The organism is Aeromonas sp. Y318-3, assembly GCF_027706185.1.
Taxonomy (GTDB): domain Bacteria; phylum Pseudomonadota; class Gammaproteobacteria; order Enterobacterales; family Aeromonadaceae; genus Aeromonas; species Aeromonas veronii.
The window spans coordinates 1-16,721 of sequence record NZ_JAPDCN010000010.1 but is presented as its reverse complement, the minus strand read 5'-3'; the positions used below and the strand labels follow the sequence as shown (position 1 = coordinate 16,721).

Annotated in this window: 11 protein-coding genes and 1 pseudogene; 7 read left to right on the top strand and 5 right to left on the bottom strand. The window is 57.6% G+C overall.

Features of this window, described 5'->3' with window-relative positions:
- Positions 1-163: 163 nt before the first annotated feature.
- Positions 164-1,549, bottom strand: coding sequence for an L-serine ammonia-lyase (locus OKB77_RS14425; RefSeq protein WP_199415495.1), 1,386 nt, complete (start codon positions 1,547-1,549; stop codon positions 164-166).
- Between the two features lie 152 nt (positions 1,550-1,701).
- Entirely contained in the window at positions 1,702-1,986 is a 285-nt protein-coding gene (gene ppnP, locus OKB77_RS14420; protein ID WP_005336842.1) for a pyrimidine/purine nucleoside phosphorylase, read from the bottom strand.
- Between the two features lie 270 nt (positions 1,987-2,256).
- Between ppnP and OKB77_RS14415 the strand changes: the two are divergent.
- Positions 2,257-3,499: pseudogene (locus OKB77_RS14415) on the top strand (dicarboxylate/amino acid:cation symporter).
- Positions 3,500-5,110: 1,611 nt separating this feature from the next.
- On the opposite strand, the gene pfkA reads toward OKB77_RS14415, so the two are convergent.
- The 3 genes from pfkA to elyC all read right to left on the bottom strand — a co-directional run bounded on the left by pfkA (position 5,111) and on the right by elyC (position 7,893).
- Positions 5,111-6,082, bottom strand: a complete 972-nt coding sequence (gene pfkA / locus OKB77_RS14410; RefSeq protein WP_005336840.1) for a 6-phosphofructokinase — start codon at positions 6,080-6,082, stop codon at positions 5,111-5,113.
- Between the two features lie 149 nt (positions 6,083-6,231).
- Positions 6,232-6,987 carry a triose-phosphate isomerase gene (gene tpiA, locus OKB77_RS14405; protein ID WP_047440675.1) on the bottom strand — a complete coding sequence of 252 codons (756 nt, stop codon included), beginning with the start codon at positions 6,985-6,987 and terminating at the stop codon, positions 6,232-6,234.
- A 135-nt stretch (positions 6,988-7,122) separates the two neighbouring features.
- Positions 7,123-7,893, bottom strand: a complete 771-nt coding sequence (elyC, locus tag OKB77_RS14400) for an envelope biogenesis factor ElyC (RefSeq protein WP_265775597.1) — start codon at positions 7,891-7,893, stop codon at positions 7,123-7,125.
- Between the two features lie 101 nt (positions 7,894-7,994).
- On the opposite strand from elyC, the gene cmoM reads away from it, so the two are divergent.
- The 6 genes from cmoM to OKB77_RS14370 all read left to right on the top strand — a co-directional run bounded on the left by cmoM (position 7,995) and on the right by OKB77_RS14370 (position 16,545).
- Positions 7,995-8,771, top strand: a complete 777-nt coding sequence (gene cmoM, locus OKB77_RS14395; RefSeq protein ID WP_265775596.1) for a tRNA uridine 5-oxyacetic acid(34) methyltransferase CmoM — start codon at positions 7,995-7,997, stop codon at positions 8,769-8,771.
- A gap of 100 nt (positions 8,772-8,871) precedes the next feature.
- Positions 8,872-10,206, top strand: coding sequence for a chromosome partition protein MukF (gene mukF / locus OKB77_RS14390; RefSeq protein WP_270817870.1), 1,335 nt, complete (start codon positions 8,872-8,874; stop codon positions 10,204-10,206).
- On the top strand, positions 10,187-10,906 hold the full coding sequence (gene mukE, locus OKB77_RS14385; protein WP_265775594.1) for a chromosome partition protein MukE: 720 nt from the start codon (positions 10,187-10,189) through the stop codon (positions 10,904-10,906). The genes mukF and mukE overlap by 20 nt, the downstream gene beginning before the upstream one ends.
- Before the next feature lie 3 nt (positions 10,907-10,909).
- The gene (gene mukB, locus OKB77_RS14380; RefSeq protein ID WP_265775593.1) at positions 10,910-15,337 is read left to right on the top strand and encodes a chromosome partition protein MukB; all 4,428 of its coding nucleotides are present in this window, start codon (positions 10,910-10,912) and stop codon (positions 15,335-15,337) included.
- Positions 15,338-15,557: 220 nt separating this feature from the next.
- On the top strand, positions 15,558-15,944 hold the full coding sequence (locus tag OKB77_RS14375) for a septal ring lytic transglycosylase RlpA family protein (protein WP_064338034.1): 387 nt from the start codon (positions 15,558-15,560) through the stop codon (positions 15,942-15,944).
- A gap of 103 nt (positions 15,945-16,047) precedes the next feature.
- Complete coding sequence (locus tag OKB77_RS14370) at positions 16,048-16,545, top strand: GNAT family N-acetyltransferase (RefSeq protein ID WP_064338033.1); 498 nt, start codon at positions 16,048-16,050, stop codon at positions 16,543-16,545.
- Positions 16,546-16,721: the final 176 nt, after the last annotated feature.

Sequence of the window (16,721 nt, the reverse complement as noted above, 5' to 3'; positions counted from 1 at the left end):
CGGTTCCAGACCTAAAAAAAGTTGAAATAGATCTATTTTTGTTGAATCTGAGGCGCGAGTATAAAATTTATTTTTGTGCTTATCCATTTTGTTAAGCGTTTGCCCATAAAAATACCCGGCGATGCCGGGCATTTCGGAACCAAATGGAGTCATTTGCCGTTTTTTAACATTCGGTAATGTTAACGGCGAGGCCGCCACGGGCCGTCTCCTTGTATTTGGTCTTCATATCGTTGCCGGTCTCCCACATGGTCTTGATCACCTTGTCCAGTGACACCTTGTGCTCACCGGTGCCGCGCAGGGCGAGGCGGGCGGCATTGATCGCCTTGACCGCCCCCATGGCGTTGCGCTCGATGCAGGGCACCTGCACCAGTCCGCCTATAGGATCGCAGGTGAGGCCGAGATTGTGCTCCATGCCTATTTCGGCGGCGTTCTCCACCATGGCCGGGCTGCCACCCAGCAGTTCGGTCAGCGCGCCAGCCGCCATGGAACAGGCGACTCCCACTTCACCCTGACAGCCCACTTCGGCCCCGGAGAGGGAGGCGTTCTTCTTATATAAGATGCCGATGGCAGCCGCGGTGAGGAAGTAGCGGATCAGCGTCTCGTCATCCACCTTGTGCACGAAGCGATCGTAGTAGTGCAGCACGGCGGGGATGATGCCCGCAGCGCCATTGGTGGGGGCGGTGACCACCCGGCCACCGGCGGCGTTCTCTTCGTTGACCGCCAGCGCAAAGAGATCGACCCACTCCATCACCATCAGCGGATCCTTGTTGAAGTTGGTCTCGCAACTGAGCTGGCGGAACAGCCCCGGGGCGCGGCGCCGAACCTTGAGGCCGCCCGGCAGCACCCCTTCGCTTTTGCAGCCTCGCTCGACGCAGCCCTGCATCGCCTGCCAGATCTTGCGTAGCCCAGCTTTTATCTGCTCATCGCTGTGAAATACCCGCTCATTGGCCAGGATCAGCCCAGAGATGGAGAGGCCGCTCTCCTGACAGTGGGCCAGCAGTTGGGCGCCGCTGTCGAACGGGTAGGGGACAGGGTGCTCGGCATCAGACTTGGCGGCCTCTTCTTTGGCGGTGGCAAAGTGGCTCTCTTCAATGATGAAGCCGCCCCCGATGGAGTAGTAGGTCTGGCTGAAGCGCAGGTTTTCCTCTTTATCAAAGGCCCGCAGAGTCATGCCATTGGTGTGGGCCGGCAGGGTTTTTCGGCGGTTGAAGATGATGGCACCGGTGCGGGGAAAATGGCTTGGTTGTTCGCCTGCCAGCGGCAGGTTCTGTTCCTTTTCCACTCGAGCCAGAATGGCGGGAATCGCATCGATATCGACCGATTCCGGTTCAAAGCCCGATAACCCCAGAATGATCGCTTTGCCGGTGCCGTGCCCTTTGCCGGTCTGGCCCAGCGAGCCGTAACACTCCACTTCGACCCGCGTGACCTGCGGCAGATGGCCTTGCAGTTTGAGCTGCTGCACAAAGGCATAGGAGGCACGCATGGGGCCGACGGTATGGGAAGAGGAGGGGCCAATTCCGATGGAAAACAGGTCAAACACGCTGATCATGACATCAATCCGGTGATGGTTTATGTCTGTTTATTCTAGGATTTTTGCCATGGATAGGAAGCGGGGATGTGCGGTGCTGTGACATGGACACAGATAATGGGGCCGGGGGGACCAAGAAAGTTGAAGGGGCTGATCCCCTTCAACCGGCCTGATCAGTCGAGAAATTCGCACAGATAGGCAGTGGGGGTTTTCACTTCCAGTTTGAAGGAAGAGTGACCGGCCACCAGGAAGGATTCACCCTGGCTGTAGGTGTGCCACTCATCTTCATCAGCCAGCTGGATGGTGAGGGCGCCCTTGATCACTGTCATCCGTTCGGGGGCGGCGGTGTTGAACAGGTAGTCACCGGCGTTCATCACCCCGACGGTTGATTTCTCGCCTTTTTGTTCGAAACCGATGGATTTTACATTTCCGTCGAAATACTCGTTAACTTTCAGCATCTTTACATCCCTGTGTGTACGTTTGTGCAGCCAAACTAGCACAATCTTTTGCCAGTTGTCATGGGGGATGAGGTAAAAATCGTCGAGACCGCTTTGAATCTTCACTTTTTCGCAAACTTATTAATAGCCAAGGTTAATGATTTGCTGATTTAAAACAGCAATTAAATGTGAGATAACACGCGCAAACAGGGGAATGGGCAGCCGCTCATTCCCCTGTTTGGTTAATTGCACTGGGAAAAGTGTGAATTTTGCTACATAAAGGAACATATTGTGTTAACTAAAGGACTCATTAAAAACATCGGCTTCCAGGTTGTGGTCGCCATGGTACTGGGCGCAGTGGTCGGCGCGTTCATGGGTGAACAAGCCACCGTGTTTGCACCGCTCGGTACCCTGTTTATCCAGCTGATCAAGATGCTGGTGATCCCGCTGGTGGCGGTTGCCATCCTCTCCGGCGCCGCCAATCTGGGCGCCAGCCCGGCGGCGGGCAAGATCGGTGCGGCTACGCTGGCCTTCTTCCTCGTGACCTCAGCGTTGGCCGTGTTGCTAGCGCTGGTGATGGGGCAGATCTTCAAACCGGGTGTCGGGGTTGATTTCGCTTCCGTTGCCTCCATGTTTGGCGGTGACTACGCCGATAAAGGGGCGTTGCCGGATGCAGTCGCCACCTTGCTTGGCATGATCCCCACCAACGTCTTCAACTCCCTCAACGAAGCGAACATCCTGCAGATCCTGGTGTTCTGCATGTTCCTCGGCATTGCGCTGGCCAAACAGCCGCGCGAGCGGGCCAAGCCACTGGTCGATGGGCTCAATACCCTGGTGGATGCCTTCGTTTGGATGATCAACAAGGTGATGATCATCGCGCCGCTCGGGGTGTTCGGTCTGATGGCGGAAGCCATCGGTACCTATGGCTTCGATGTGCTGACCCTGGTACTCAAGCTGTTCGTGGTCTATGTGGCTGCCATCCTCATCTTCGGCTTTGTGGTCTATCCGCTGCTGGTGATGATGTTCTCCAATACGCCGGTAATGAAGTACCTCTCTGCCATGAAGAAGCCGCAGATCGTGGCCTTCTCCACCGCCTCTTCCATGGCGACCCTGCCGGTCAATATGGAGACCTGCGAGCATGATCTGAAAGTGACTAACGCGACCGCTTCCTTCGTGTTGCCGCTGGGGGCCACCATCAACATGAGCGGCAACGCCATCTATTACGGCCTGGTCGCCATCTTCTTCGCGCAGGTTTACAACATCGATCTGAGCGTCGGTGCCTGGGCGGCCATCATTGTGACCTCCACTCTGGGGGCGATCGGTCAGGCCGGTGTGCCGGGCCCAAGCTTCCTGGTGGTTGCCGTGCTGCTGGCGGCCGGGATCCCCCATCGAAGGGTTGCCGCTGCTGTTCGCGCTGGATCGGCTGTTCGACATGATCCGCACCTCCCTCAATATCACCGGCGATGCGGCCTGTGCTGTCATTGTTGACCGCTTCAGCCCGGAATATGACCCACAGCGTTGGAACAAGGCATAACTGCTTTGGGCTGGGCTGAGATATAACAGCCTTTAGCTGACACTGCGTAACGCGAGCCCCTGCCATGATGGCGGGGGCTTTTTTATATCTGCCGGACAAGTATCAGAGCAAAGGTGTGCACAAGAGATTGCTGACGGATGTAGCAGTGTTGAATGGAGAGCACGGGAGGGAAAACATCAGTTGTGGGCATGGGCCGTATGGCGTCAACCAGCCTGTTGTAGATGCCGGGGTAGGGGATTGTCAAACGACGGGTAACAAAAAGGGGAGCCTCGCTCCCCTCGGATATGATCTGCTGCTGATTCTACTCCATCAGGCCATATGGCTAAACCATCCTGGTTAACCCTTGTGGCGAAAGAAACAGCGTCAACGTGATGAAATCATATCTATGTTGACCATCTCGGCATTATTACTGAAAAGCGCCAGTTGGTGGCGATTAAACAGACATGGCAAAGAGGGTCGGTCCGGATTGATGCCTCTCTATCCGGCTCAGAACTGTGACAGTGAGGGCAGAGAGACAGCAACCAGGGTGAAAAACACCGTGAAAACGGCAGTAACGACAAACTCTTTCATTTTTCTCTCCCTAAGTTGTTGGTTGATGTAGTCAAGATACCATAACAAGGGGGTAAAACAAGGTGTAATTTGATGAAATAGCTGCTTTATGTTCGTGGTTGGTTGAGATGGCTATTTTTATCATATTGAGCTGATTTTATCACCTGCTATGGCAGGTTAGGCATTCAAGATTCTGCTTTTATGATTATTTCATTTAAATTCAATTGGTTGTTGAGCTGTTGGCTGGTTTGGTGAAGGGGGGTGTATGGGGCTCAATTGGCGTTTTATAAGTTTTCACCCTCGTAATAGTGTCATTGAGGCCATAAAAAGTGCGAAAGGCAATGATTTGACGACTCCTGACGTAGATAACCCATCCAAAAGAAGTCTATGGAGAGAGTCTGGTTGCCAGCCCTTGTCACACCATCACTTTATCAGTCCAGAGTCTCCGCATTTTTACAGCAATACACTGGGTTCATAGGGAGGAGAGCCGTGCATCGGGGGGATATAGAGTGGCAGCTGGCTGTTTTATCACCGCCAATTTCCCCGTTGGCCTCGGAATAGACATGGCCGCAACAAGAGTGAGGTGCGCAATAGAGCAGAGGCGTACTCTCTGGCTGGGCTGGGCTGGGCTGGACTGGGGGCGAGCAGCGATTTGCGTAGCCGGTACATCTGCGTGAGTCATGTGAGTGCAATACGAGAACTGCGCCGGAGCATGGTTGGGGAAGATATCTGAATCCCTTCTACAAGATTGAGATATAAAAAGCGGCGTATGACGAGGAGGCTGAACAAGCTCGATTCAGGGTCGACAGAGCACAGGTCAACGCAATCCGGTTCGTAGTGATAAAACATCCACGACAATACCGGAACTCTGTTCGTAGGCTGAAGCCGGTTGCTGTGAGGAGAGGAAGGCTGGTGATCAGTCAGATGGCGCAAGGCTGGGGAATCAGGCAACCCGTATGGTGAGGGTCACACAGCGTGCCGATGCCCCCGTTTTTGCAAGATATAAAAAAACCCTCCGATGGAGGGTTTTTGTCATCAACAGCCGGTAAAAAGCCGCGAGGCTTAGAACAGGGTGGTGGAGAGGTTGTACAGCTCCTGATCGAACGGACGCTTCATGTTCTCGATGCAGTCGATGATGTCGTGGTGTACCAGCTCGTTGCGCTGAATGCCGACGCAGCGACCGCCGTGACCAGCCAGCAGCTGCTCAACGGCGTAGGCACCCATACGGCTGGACATGATGCGGTCACGAGCAGTCGGGGCACCGCCACGCTGGATATGACCCAGGATGGTGGCGCGGGTTTCACGACCGGTCAGGGCTTCGATGTCCTTGGCCAGCGCGTTCACGTCGGTAACGTGCTCGCAGATGGTGATGATGGCGTGCTTCTTGCCTTTGGCTTCGCCTTCCTTGATCTGCTTGAGCAGCTTCTCTTTGTCAAAAGCCACTTCCGGCACGATCACATATTCGGCACCACCGGCAACGGCGGCGGACATGGCCAGATCGCCACAGTGGCGGCCCATGATCTCGACCACGGAGATACGGTGGTGGGAGCTGCAGGTGTCGCGCAGACGGTCGATGGCGTCAACCACCACGTTCAGAGCGGTATCAAAACCGATGGTGAAGTCGGTACCGGCGATATCGTTGTCGATGGTGCCCGGCAGGCCGATGCAGGGGAAACCCTCTTCGGTCAGCTTCTTGGCACCCATGTAGGAGCCGTCACCACCGATGACGACCAGCGCATCGATACCGTGCTTTTTCAGGTTTTCGATTGCTTCGGCGCGCACTGCGGGGTCTTTGAAGGCAGGGAAACGGGCGGAGCCGAGGAAAGTACCACCACGATTCACCACGTCGGAGACGCTGTGACGCTCCAGCTTGACGATACGATCCTGGTGCAGACCGAGGTAGCCATCATAAATACCGTAAACTTCCAGGCCATGATGCAAACCGGCGCGAACCACGGCGCGAATGGCTGCGTTCATACCCGGTGCGTCGCCACCACTGGTCAAAACACCAATACGTTTGATTTGTTTGGTCATGAGTGCCTCTGGATCTGAGTTGTCAAATACGAATGTTTAAATAGACAAGCCACTTTTACTATATCGGCTTTCATATGGGATGCGGGGGCCACCATAGGAAAAGCGATACAAGAGAGGGGACGAGCCCCTCTCTTTGCCGTAATCAGCGATTACTTGGCAGCGCCAGCGATGATCTGGGAGAAGTCGTCCACTTTCAGGGACGCACCACCGACCAGGCCACCGTCGATGTCCGGCTGACCGAACAGGTCGGCTGCAGTGGCACCAGTAACGGAACCGCCGTACAGGATCTGTACTTTGGCAGCAACGGCGGCATCAAAACCGGCCAGGTACTGACGGATGTGAGCGTGAACGGACTGAGCGATCTCCGGAGTGGCAGTCTTGCCAGTACCGATGGCCCATACCGGCTCGTAAGCGATAACGGCGTTGTTGAAGGAGGCGATGCCGCAACGGTCGATAACGGCTTTCAGCTGGGTCTCAACCACGTTCTTGGTCACGCCGGCTTCGAACTGCTCCAGAGTTTCACCGATGCACAGAACCGGGATCAGGCCGCCTTTCTGGATCGCTTCGTACTTGGCAGCAACCACGTCGTCAGTCTCTGCGTGCAGGGTACGACGCTCGCTGTGGCCGACCAGAGAGTAGGTGCAACCAAAGGCTTTCAGCATGGAGGGGGCGTTTTCGCCGGTGAAGGCACCAGACTCGTGAACGTCAGCGTTCTGGGCACCGTAGGCAATCTTGCTGCCAGCGGTCAGTTGCTCAACCAGACCCAAAAAGATAACCGGCGGGCAGACGGCGACTTGTACAGAAGGATGAGCGGCAGCAGCCGGGGTCAGTCCTTTGATCAGAGCTTCAACAGAAGCTTTGGTGCCGTTCAGTTTCCAGTTACCCATTACCAGGTGCTGTCTCATCTTGTATATCTCCTAGGCATTTGATTGCGCGACATTATATGAATTGAACCGAGCCCAAGATAGCTGACCCGGCGGCAAATGACGTAATTTTTTTTCGCTTTCCTGATCCAAATCAGGAATGAAACGCTTGATCGCTCATTCGTTAACCTGCCCCCGCAAGCGAGCCCACCATACCCCAATCCATTCGTGGATGGCAGCTTCGGAATACATCAAATAACGCCCTTTGGGTAAATAACTGTAGAGGGGCTGGGGTACCTGGCTCTGCTTGGCGGTGTAGTCGGTGGGGGCCGGCACGGCATTGAGTCCCTGACCTTGATAGAGGGCCATGGCGCGCGGCAGGTGGGTTGCTGAACTGACCAGCGCCACCTCTTTTCCTTTCAGATGTCGGCTGATACTGACCGCCTCATCATGAGTGTCTTTGTTGTTTTCAAACAACGTCATCCGCGAACGGGGAATGCCGAGGCTCTCGGCCATCCGGGCATTGACCTCGGCATTGGAGAGGGGATCCCCCGACACATAGCCGGAGAAAACCAGTTCGGCTTCGGGATAGGCCTGGGCGAGGCGCACCCCTTCGAGAGTGCGGGCCAGGGCGATATTGTTCTGCCAACTGCGCATCGGTACCGCCGGGTCGCTGACATGACCATTGCCGAGCACCACGATGGCATCGATGTTGGGATGCTGGCTCACCTCGAACGGCGGGAAGGTCTGCTCCAGCCCGCGGGCCAGTTCATAGCTCACCGGCCGCATCCCCATCAGCGCCACAATGAGCAGGGAGAGAGTGGCCAGCAGCTTGCCGGTTTTCTGAAAACGGGTGAACCAGAGTAGCAGCAGGGCGACCAGCAGCAGGGAGAGAGAGAAGGGGAGCGGCATCAACAGCTGACCAAGCCACTTTTTGAGCACAAACACGGCAGACACTTCCTTGAGTTTTCAGCAAATTCGGGATGTGACAGAATACCTCTCTTTTTTGGGATGGCCACAACCCTGTGGCGCTAATGTTGAGTTTCTCCTTGAAGCACGATCAGAGTTTTGACGGGCGCGCCGACAAGTTCGCCCGCAACATTTACGACTCCACCAAGGGGCGCATCCGCACCACCGTTGTCTGGAGCGACATCGAAGCCTGCCTGGCCCGCCTTGGCAACCGTCCGCTGCGCATCCTCGATGCGGGGGGCGGTTTTGGCTATTTTGCCCAGAAGCTGGCGGCCATGGGCCATCAGGTGGAGCTGTGCGATCTGTCAGCAGAAATGCTGGAACTGGCCCGCAGCCAGATCGCCGAGAAGGGGCTGGAAGACAAAATTCGTCTCATCCATTGCCCCATTCAGGATCTGAAGCAACACGTGACCGGGACCTTTGATCTGGTGCTCTGCCATGCGGTGCTGGAGTGGCTCGCCGAGCCGCGCCAGACCTTGCTGGGTCTGTTCCCTTTCGTCAATGCCGGGGGCATACTGTCGCTGCTTTTCTACAACCGTCATGGTTTGCTGTTCCAGAGCCTGGTGGTGGGCAATTTTGACTATGTGCGCCTTGGCCTTCGCAAGAAGCGCCAGACTGCGCTAACGCCCACCAACCCCCAGCTGCCGGAGCAGGTCTATGACTGGATTGGTCGCGGGGGGCTGCGCATCATCGGCAAAACCGGTGTGCGGGTGATCCACGACTATATGCGTCACAAGCAGGATCAGGTGGAGAAGTTCGACGATCTGCTGGCCATGGAGCAGCAATATTGCCGTCAGGAGCCTTTTGTCGCCCTCGGTCGCTATATCCATGTGATGGCCCAAAAGCCGGCCAGCTGATTGCTCGCTGTTCACGTTGATGTGAACCATGTTTTCGATGCTACCGGATGTAGCCGCGCGCACGATTTTGCGCCCAATACAACAACGAGATGACAACATCATGATGAGTACATCCCGTACCCTGCCAGAGCGTTCTTTGCCGGAGCTAGTAGGGTGGGTCAGGCAGGAGGGGTTGGCGCTGAGCCTGCCGACCGACCGGCTGGCCTTTCTGATTGCAATCAAGACCCTGTCCGAAGATGAGTCGGACCTGTCGGAAGCGGCGCTGCACGATGCCTTTGGCTATGTCAGCAGCGCCTTCGGCCAGATGGATGAGACCCTCACCGGTCGCGCCAACAACGCCATCAACGATCTCATTCGCCAGCAGCTGCTGTCGCGCTTCAATACCAACATGGTGGCGGGGGAGAGCCTCTACCGCCTGTCGCGCCTGGGTGTGAGCATCGTCGACTTCTTTATGGATCAGCGTCAGGTTGACTCCATCAAGCTCTCCATTCTGCTCGAACACCTGGCTGCCGAGCTCGACACCGCCCGCAAGGCGGCGCTTGAGACCAATACCCGCGAGCAGTGGGATGCCGAGGTGCTGCCGCGCCTCACCTTCTCGCTGGAAGAGACCCTGGGGCGAATTGATCTCACCCAGCGTGCCATGGATGAGCAGCAGAATCAGGTCAAGAGCGAGATCGCGGCCCTGCTGACCCAGAACTGGGTCGATGCCATTCACAGCTGCGAAAAACTGCTGCACGAGACCGGCCAGACCCTGCGCGAGCTGCAGGATACTCTGGACGCTGCCGGCCACCGCCTGCAGGCGGGGCTGCTCAACATTCAGGAAGCGGCGCAGGGGCGCGACGATCTGTTTCACGTCGAGGAGCTGACTCACGCCTTGCAAGGGCGGCTGGATGTGATCACCAGCTGGGGTCAGCAGTGCATCGAGCTCTGGTCCCGCTACGACAGGCACGTCCACAAATTTATCCGCAACGCCATCGATATGGACAAGAACCGCGCCTTCAGCCAGCGGCTGCGCGAGTCCATTCGCAACTTCGAGCAGCACAACTGGCAGCTGCGGGTGGCCGAAGAACCCCGTCTGCTGGAGCTGCGCGACGAGACCATCGCCATCCACGACGAGGAGGTGACCGGTGAGGTGCCCCTCGAGATGGAGTACGTCGAGATGGTGGATATCAACCAGGAGCTGGCCGAGCGCATCGAGCGCTATCTGGCCCGCTACCCCGAGCAGGGCCAGCAGCTGGACTTGGCCGATGTACTGCGGGAATACCTGCTGGACTACCCGGCTCATGCCCACTTCGATGTGGCGCGTCTTCTGATCGACCAGGCCGTGCGCCTGGGCCATGCCAGCGGCGAGCGCGAACTGCATCGCCAACCCGCATGGAAACCCATTAACCAAGCTGGATCCAAGGTTCAGGCCTATGTCATTGATCAATTCTGAGTTTCCCTTGCCGCTGCGCCTTGCAGAGGCGATTGCCAACCCCTTGTTTCCGCGCATCGACACCGCCTTGCGCTCGGGTCGCCACATCAGTGCCGACGAGTTCGAGCAGCATTCGGCGCTGGTCGATTATCACAGCGAGCTGGAGATCTTCTACGGCCGCTATCAGGTGGAGTTGATCAAGGCGCCGGAAGGCTTCTTTTACCTGCGCCCGCGCCCGAGCTCCGACATCGGCACCACTGTGCTCTCCGAGCTCGATATGCTGGTGGGCAAGGTGCTCTGCTACCTCTACCTGAGCCCGGATCGTCTGGCCTCGGAAGGGGTATTCGCCATGGCCGAGCTGCAGGAGGAGGTGCTGAGCCTCGCCGACGAGAAGCAACTACTGCGGATGGTCAACAGCCGCTCCGGCGGTACCGATCTCGACAAGAAGAAGCTGCTCGAAAAGATCCGTACCTCCATGCGCCGTCTGCGTCGCCTTGGCATGATCACCGCCCTTGGCAACGGGGATAAATTCCGGGTCAACGAATCGGTGTTCCGTTTCGCCGCCGATGTGCGTTCCGATGAAGATCCGCGCGCCGTTCAGCTGCGGATGATCCAGGAGGGTGAAGCCATCTTCCACGACGACGAAATGCCGAGCAGCGACTCGCTCTTTGATGACATCGAGGCGGATCTCGATGAAGAACAACTGGATCTGGAGGTATAACCGGTGCGAGGCAAGTTCAAATCCCTGACCATGGTCAACTGGAACGGCTTCTTTGCCCGGACCTTCGATCTCGACCAGCTGGTCACCACCCTTTCCGGCGGCAACGGCGCGGGCAAGTCCACCACCATGGCGGCCTTTATCGCGGCGCTCATCCCCGACCAGTCACTGCTCCATTTCCGCAATACCACGGAAGCGGGATCGAGCAGCGCCTCCCGTGACAAGGGGCTCTACGGCAAACTGCAGCGCGGCCACTGCTACTCACTTCTGGAAGTGATGAACAGCCGCGAGCAGCGGATCTGGGTCGGCGTCCACCTCGAGCAGGTGGCCAACCGCGACAACAAGGTCAACATCACCCCGTTTGCGCTGGTGGATGTGCCGGAGAATCTGGCACCGACCGATCTGCTGCTGGAGAAGCTCGATGGCGGCAAGGGGCGGGTACGTGCCTTTACCGACCTGAAAGGGGCGGCCGCCGAGCTGGGGGCGCTGAAAGTCGCCAAATTCAATACGGTGACCGACTATCACAACTTCATGTTCGAGTTCGGCATCACCCCGAAGAAGCTGCGTGATCAAAAAGATCGCGGCAAGTTCTATCGCCTGATCGAAGCTTCTCTCTACGGCGGTATCTCCTCGTCCATCAGCCGTTCCCTGCGCGAATACCTGCTGCCGGAGAACTCCGGGGTGCGCAAGGCGTTTGCAGACATGGAGGCGGCCATCTATGAAAACCGCCGCACGCTGGAGGCGATCAAGGAGACCCAGGGGCAGCGGGATCTGTTCAAGAACCTGATCACCGAGACTACCCACTATGTGGCCGCTGACTATGTGCGCAATGCCGCCGAGAAGAGCCGCCTCTCCGAGCTGGCCCTCAAGGCGCGCCAGGAGCTGGCCGACAAGCGCCGTATTCTGGCCGAAGAGAAACAGCGCGCCATCTATCTGGCCGACGAGGTGGAGCAGCTCACCAACCGCGAAAAATTGCTGACCGACGAGCTGGAGTCTGCCTCCGAGCATCTGGCCAAGGTGATGGCGGCTGTCAGTTTGCAGAAGAAGATCGAGATGTACCGCGCCGATCTGGCGGATCTCTCTGACAAACTCGAACAGCAGCAGGCGGTAGTGGAAGAGATCCACGGCCAGCTGCTGGAAGTGGAAGAGCGCAAGGAGCTGGCACAGGCAGAGGTCGACAGCCTCAAGACCCAGCTGGCCGACTACCAGCAGGCGCTCGATATCCAGCAGACCCGCGCCATCCAGTACCGTCAGGCGGTGCAGGCCCTCGATGCTGCCCGCGAGCAGTGCGAGCTGCCGGGGCTGACCGCCGAACAGGCGAGCGACACCCTGCATCAGTTCCGCGCAGCCGAGCAGAGCCTCACCAGCCGGGTGCTTGGGGCCGAGCAACAGCTGGCACTGGCCAAGGCGGCAGTGGCCGAGCACGAAGCGGCGCTGGCGCTGCTGCTCAGCATCGCTCCGGAGACAGTGCGCGAGGCCGCCTGGCCCACTGCGCAGGCGCTGCTCAAGCGTCATATCGAAGACAAGGCCCGCATTGCCCAGGGGCAGGGGCTGCGCGCCGCGCTGGCTCGCCTCGAGAAAGAGAGCGAAAGCCAGAAGAGCCTCTTCAAGCTGCGTGACGAGCTGCAGCAGGCCTCTGGCCAGCTGATTGCCAGCAGCGATGAGCTGGAGATCTTCCTCGAAGCCCAGCGCACCCGTCAGGAGGAGCTCTCCGAGCAGCAGGCAGAGGTGAACCAGCGCCGCGCCAGCCTCGAGCATCAGGGCACCCAGCTGGGTCGCGATATTGCGGAACTCACCAAGCTGGCGCCGCGCTGGCTCAAATCCTTTGAAAAGCTCGAGCAGCTGCGCGAGCAGAGCGGCCTGCCGCTCGCTACCGCTGAAGAGCTTTCGGCCGGCATGCAGACAGTGCTCGACAAGGAGCGCGAGTTCGAGCAGGAGAGCAACCGCATCGCGGCGCAGAAACAGGCGCTGGAGCTGCAAATTCGCAACCTGCAGTTGGGAGCAGGCGAGGCGGATCCCCGTCTTGCCCGCATCGCCGAGCAGGTGGGGGGCGTGCTGCTCTCCGATGTCTATGACGATATCTCCATCGACGATGCCCCTTACTACTCGGCGCTCTACGGCCCGGCTCGCAGTGCCCTGGTGGTGCTCGACCTCGAAGGCGCCATCGAGCGGCTGAAAAAGCTGGAAGATTGCCCGGAAGATATCTACCTGATTCAGGGCAACCCCGACTCCTTTGACGAAGATCTGGTGGAAGCGGACGAGCTGGGGGACGCCGTGCTGGTGCGCACCAGCAAGCGTCAAGTGCGCTTCTCCCGCTACCCCGAGCTGCCGCTGTTTGGCCGCGCAGCGCGGGAAAAACGGATCGAGCAGCTCGACCTTGAGCGAGAAGGGCTCATCGAGGGTTACGCCAAGGCCGCCTTCGAGCAGCAGAAGTATCACCGTCTCTACGGTCACTTCCGCGACTTTATTGGCCAGCATCTGGATATCGCCTTCCGCCCCGACCCCGAAGCCGAAGTGCAGGCCAAGCAGGCCGAACTGCGCGCGCTGCAAGGTGCCATTGGTGAGTGTGACAAGCAGCTGGCCGAGGCCAAAGCGGCCGCCGCCCAGCTGACTCGCCATATCCAGCTGGTGCAGGGGATGCTGCCCTTTGCCCACCTGTTTGCCGAGACTGATCTGGCGGCCCGCCTCGAGGCGGCTCACGCCGACGTTGAGGCCCTTAAAACAGCCGAAGCTTTTATCGCCAAACACGGCAAGGCGCTGGAAAAACTGGAAACCATGGTGCAGGTGCTGCGTCAGGATCCGCAGGATCTTGCCGCGCTGCAGGCGGCCTTCGATGAGGTCAATGACCTGCTGGCCGAGCAGAAGCGCCGTTGCTACGCCCTCGATCAGCTGGTGGCCCGTTTGCCGCACTTTGCCTATCAGGATGCGCAAGATCTGCTGGGCAAGGCCTCCGAGATGAGCGAGCGACTCAAAGAGAAGCTGAAAGCGGCCGAGCTTGCCGCCCGCACCGCTGGCGAGCAGCACAAGCAGATTGCCCTGCGTCACACCGAGGCGTTGCAACTGCGCACCGCCCTCAACTCCAGCGTCGAGGCCAAGCGCCAGACCCTGACCGAGTTCGAGCAGGAGCTGGCGGCCATGGGGCTGACCCTCTCTGACGATATGGAAGAGAAGGCGCGCGCCCACAAGAAAGAGATTGAAGAGCTGCTGATCCGCACCCGTTCCCGTCGCACCAGCGCCGAGGCCCAGTTGCAGGTAACCAAGCGGGAGATCGAATCCCTTGGCGGTCGTCTCAAGCTGGAAGGCAAGGATTACTACAGCGCCCGTAAATCTCTGGTGGGTCACAAGGCGAGCTGGTCGCGGGTGGTGCGTCTGGCGCGGGAGACCGATGTCGAGAAGCGCCTCAACAAGCGCGAGCTGGCGTACCTCGACAGCGACGAGCTGCGCTCCATGTCGGACAAGGCTCTCGGCGCCCTGCGGGTGGCGGTGGCCCACGACGAGGCTCTGCGCGATGCGCTGCGTCTCTCCGAGGGCAACCGCAGCACCGAGCAGAAGGTCGCCTTCTACGTGCAGGTCTACCGTTACCTCAAAGATCGCATCCGCAACGACATCATCCGCTCCGATGATCCGGTGGAGGCGATCGAGGAGATGGAGATCGAGCTGGCCCGTCTCGCCGACGAGCTCAAGCAGCGGGAAACCCATCTGTCGCTCTCCTCCCACGAGGTGGCGGCCAAGATCACCAACATCATCCGCCGCGAGCAGAACCGCATCCGGGTGCTCAACCAGGGCTTGCAGAACATCGCCTTCGGTCTGGTGCGCGGGGTGCGTCTCAACGTCAATATCCGCGAGGCCCATACCCGTCTGCTGACGGCGCTGGCCGATCAAACCGCCATGCACAACGATCTGTTCGCCGACAAGGAGCTCAGCTTCTCCGAGGCGATGGCCAAGCTGTTCCAGCGCCTGAACCCGCAGATCGAGCAGGGGGATCGCAGCTATCAGGTGATGGGCGACGTGCTGCTCGACTATCGCAACTATCTGGAGCTGGAGATTGAGGTGCAGCGCGGCGCCGATGGTTGGCTGCGTGCCGAGAGCGGTGCGCTCTCCACCGGCGAGGCGATCGGTACCGGTCAGGCCATCCTCTTGATGGTGCTGATCAGCTGGGAGGAGGAGTCCCGCCGTCTGCGCGGCAAGGATATAGCCCCGTGCCGCTTGCTGTTCCTCGACGAAGCGGCCCGTCTGGATGGCAAATCCATCGCCACCCTGTTCGAGCTGTGCGAGCGGCAGGATATGCAGCTGCTTATCGCGGCGCCCGAGAACATCAGCCCCGAGAAGGGCACCACCTACAAGCTCATCCGCAAGGTGCAGGGCAAGCACGAGCACGTGCATGTGGTGGGTTTGCGTGGCTTCGGCTTTGCCGACGACAAGCTGATTGCCTGAGATGTCTCTGGCCCATCCGACACGGGATGACCGGTAACTAGTTGAAAGGGAGGCATTTGCCTCCCTTTTTACATGGAAGATATGGCAAAGTAGCCGCACCGTCGCTGCGGCCTGACAATAAGGCGAGAAGTTGCTTGCGAACATGCCGCCAGTGTCACCGGCCGCATCGAAGATGCAAAAATAGCGCAGAGTGGAAAGAAGAAGAGAGGAGAGGGGAAAGGTGCAACATATCCAGAAAGGGCTGCTGTTATCTCTTTGCCTGCTGCTGGCGGCCTGTAGCAGCCGTTATGACGAGAGTCACGGCGGCAGCTGGCGCGGCTATAGCGAAACCGGCTATGCCAGCTATTATGCCGACCGCTATCACGGCAAAAAGACCGCCAGCGGCGAGTTATATCGTAACAACCTCAATAGCGCCGCCCATATGGAATTGCCCTTTGGCTCCATGGTGCGGGTCACCAACCTCGCCAATGGCAAGAGCGTAGTGGTCAAGGTCAATGACCGCGGCGCCTTTAAAAGCGGGCGAACTATCGATCTCTCCAAATCGGCCTTTAGCACCATCGGCAATATTCGCGATGGAATTATCAAGGTAAAGGTTGAGGTTCTTTAATATCGAACAACTGGAAGTGGATAACTTCAGATGATATAAAATCGATAAACCTTCATAAATATTTGCATAACTTGACATTAACTATTTAACCTGAGGCCATCATATGGATGTGAGAGAAGTCTGTGTATCTGATGCGCATAACATATTGGCGTTAATGAACCGACTCGACAGTGAAACAACCTTTATGCTCTATGAACCGGGAGAGCGAACTACGACAGAGGTTGAGCAAGCTCAAATATTGGCTTCGTTTGTCGATGCAAACAACAAAGTCATGCTGGTACTGGCAGAGCATGATGAGATCGCAGGCTTTATTGTCGGCATTGGTCAACCAGCAAATCGCAATAAACATGTCTTGTATTGTGTTATCGGTATTCAACAATCTACCACCGGACAAGGATTTGGTAAAAAGTTGTTTTCTGCGCTGACAGAGTGGGCAACAGCGCGGGCTTTTACCCGTATGGAGTTAAATGTCATGTGTCATAATGTCCGAGCTTGTGCTCTTTATCACGCTTGTGGTTTTGAGGTCGAGGGAATAAAGCGAAACTCGATGAAAGTTGATGGTGAATATGTTGATGAATACTTAATGGCTAAGCTGATTTAAGTTATGTCACAATTTAGATTTTTGATTGCCTTTCTTCGTGAAAAAATTAGCATGGTATATTACCATGCAACGGTTATTAAAGTGTTTTGTGGCAAATGTTAGGGAAGGTGCGAACAAGTGGATCGCACCTTCACCACGAACTCTTTGTCCGCATTTGAAATGCCCATCACTCCAAA

Excerpts from the sequence above, each read along its gene's own strand:
- OKB77_RS14425 (WP_199415495.1), bottom strand. The coding sequence starts at position 1,549 with ATGATCAGCGTGTTTGACCTGTTTTCCATCGGAATTGGCCCCTCCTCT.
- ppnP (WP_005336842.1), bottom strand. The coding sequence starts at position 1,986 with ATGCTGAAAGTTAACGAGTATTTCGACGGAAATGTAAAATCCATCGGT.
- pfkA (WP_005336840.1), bottom strand. The coding sequence starts at position 6,082 with ATGACCAAACAAATCAAACGTATTGGTGTTTTGACCAGTGGTGGCGAC.
- tpiA (WP_047440675.1), bottom strand. The coding sequence starts at position 6,987 with ATGAGACAGCACCTGGTAATGGGTAACTGGAAACTGAACGGCACCAAA.
- mukF (WP_270817870.1), top strand. The coding sequence starts at position 8,872 with ATGATGAGTACATCCCGTACCCTGCCAGAGCGTTCTTTGCCGGAGCTA.
- mukE (WP_265775594.1), top strand. The coding sequence starts at position 10,187 with ATGTCATTGATCAATTCTGAGTTTCCCTTGCCGCTGCGCCTTGCAGAG.
- OKB77_RS14370 (WP_064338033.1), top strand. The coding sequence starts at position 16,048 with ATGGATGTGAGAGAAGTCTGTGTATCTGATGCGCATAACATATTGGCG.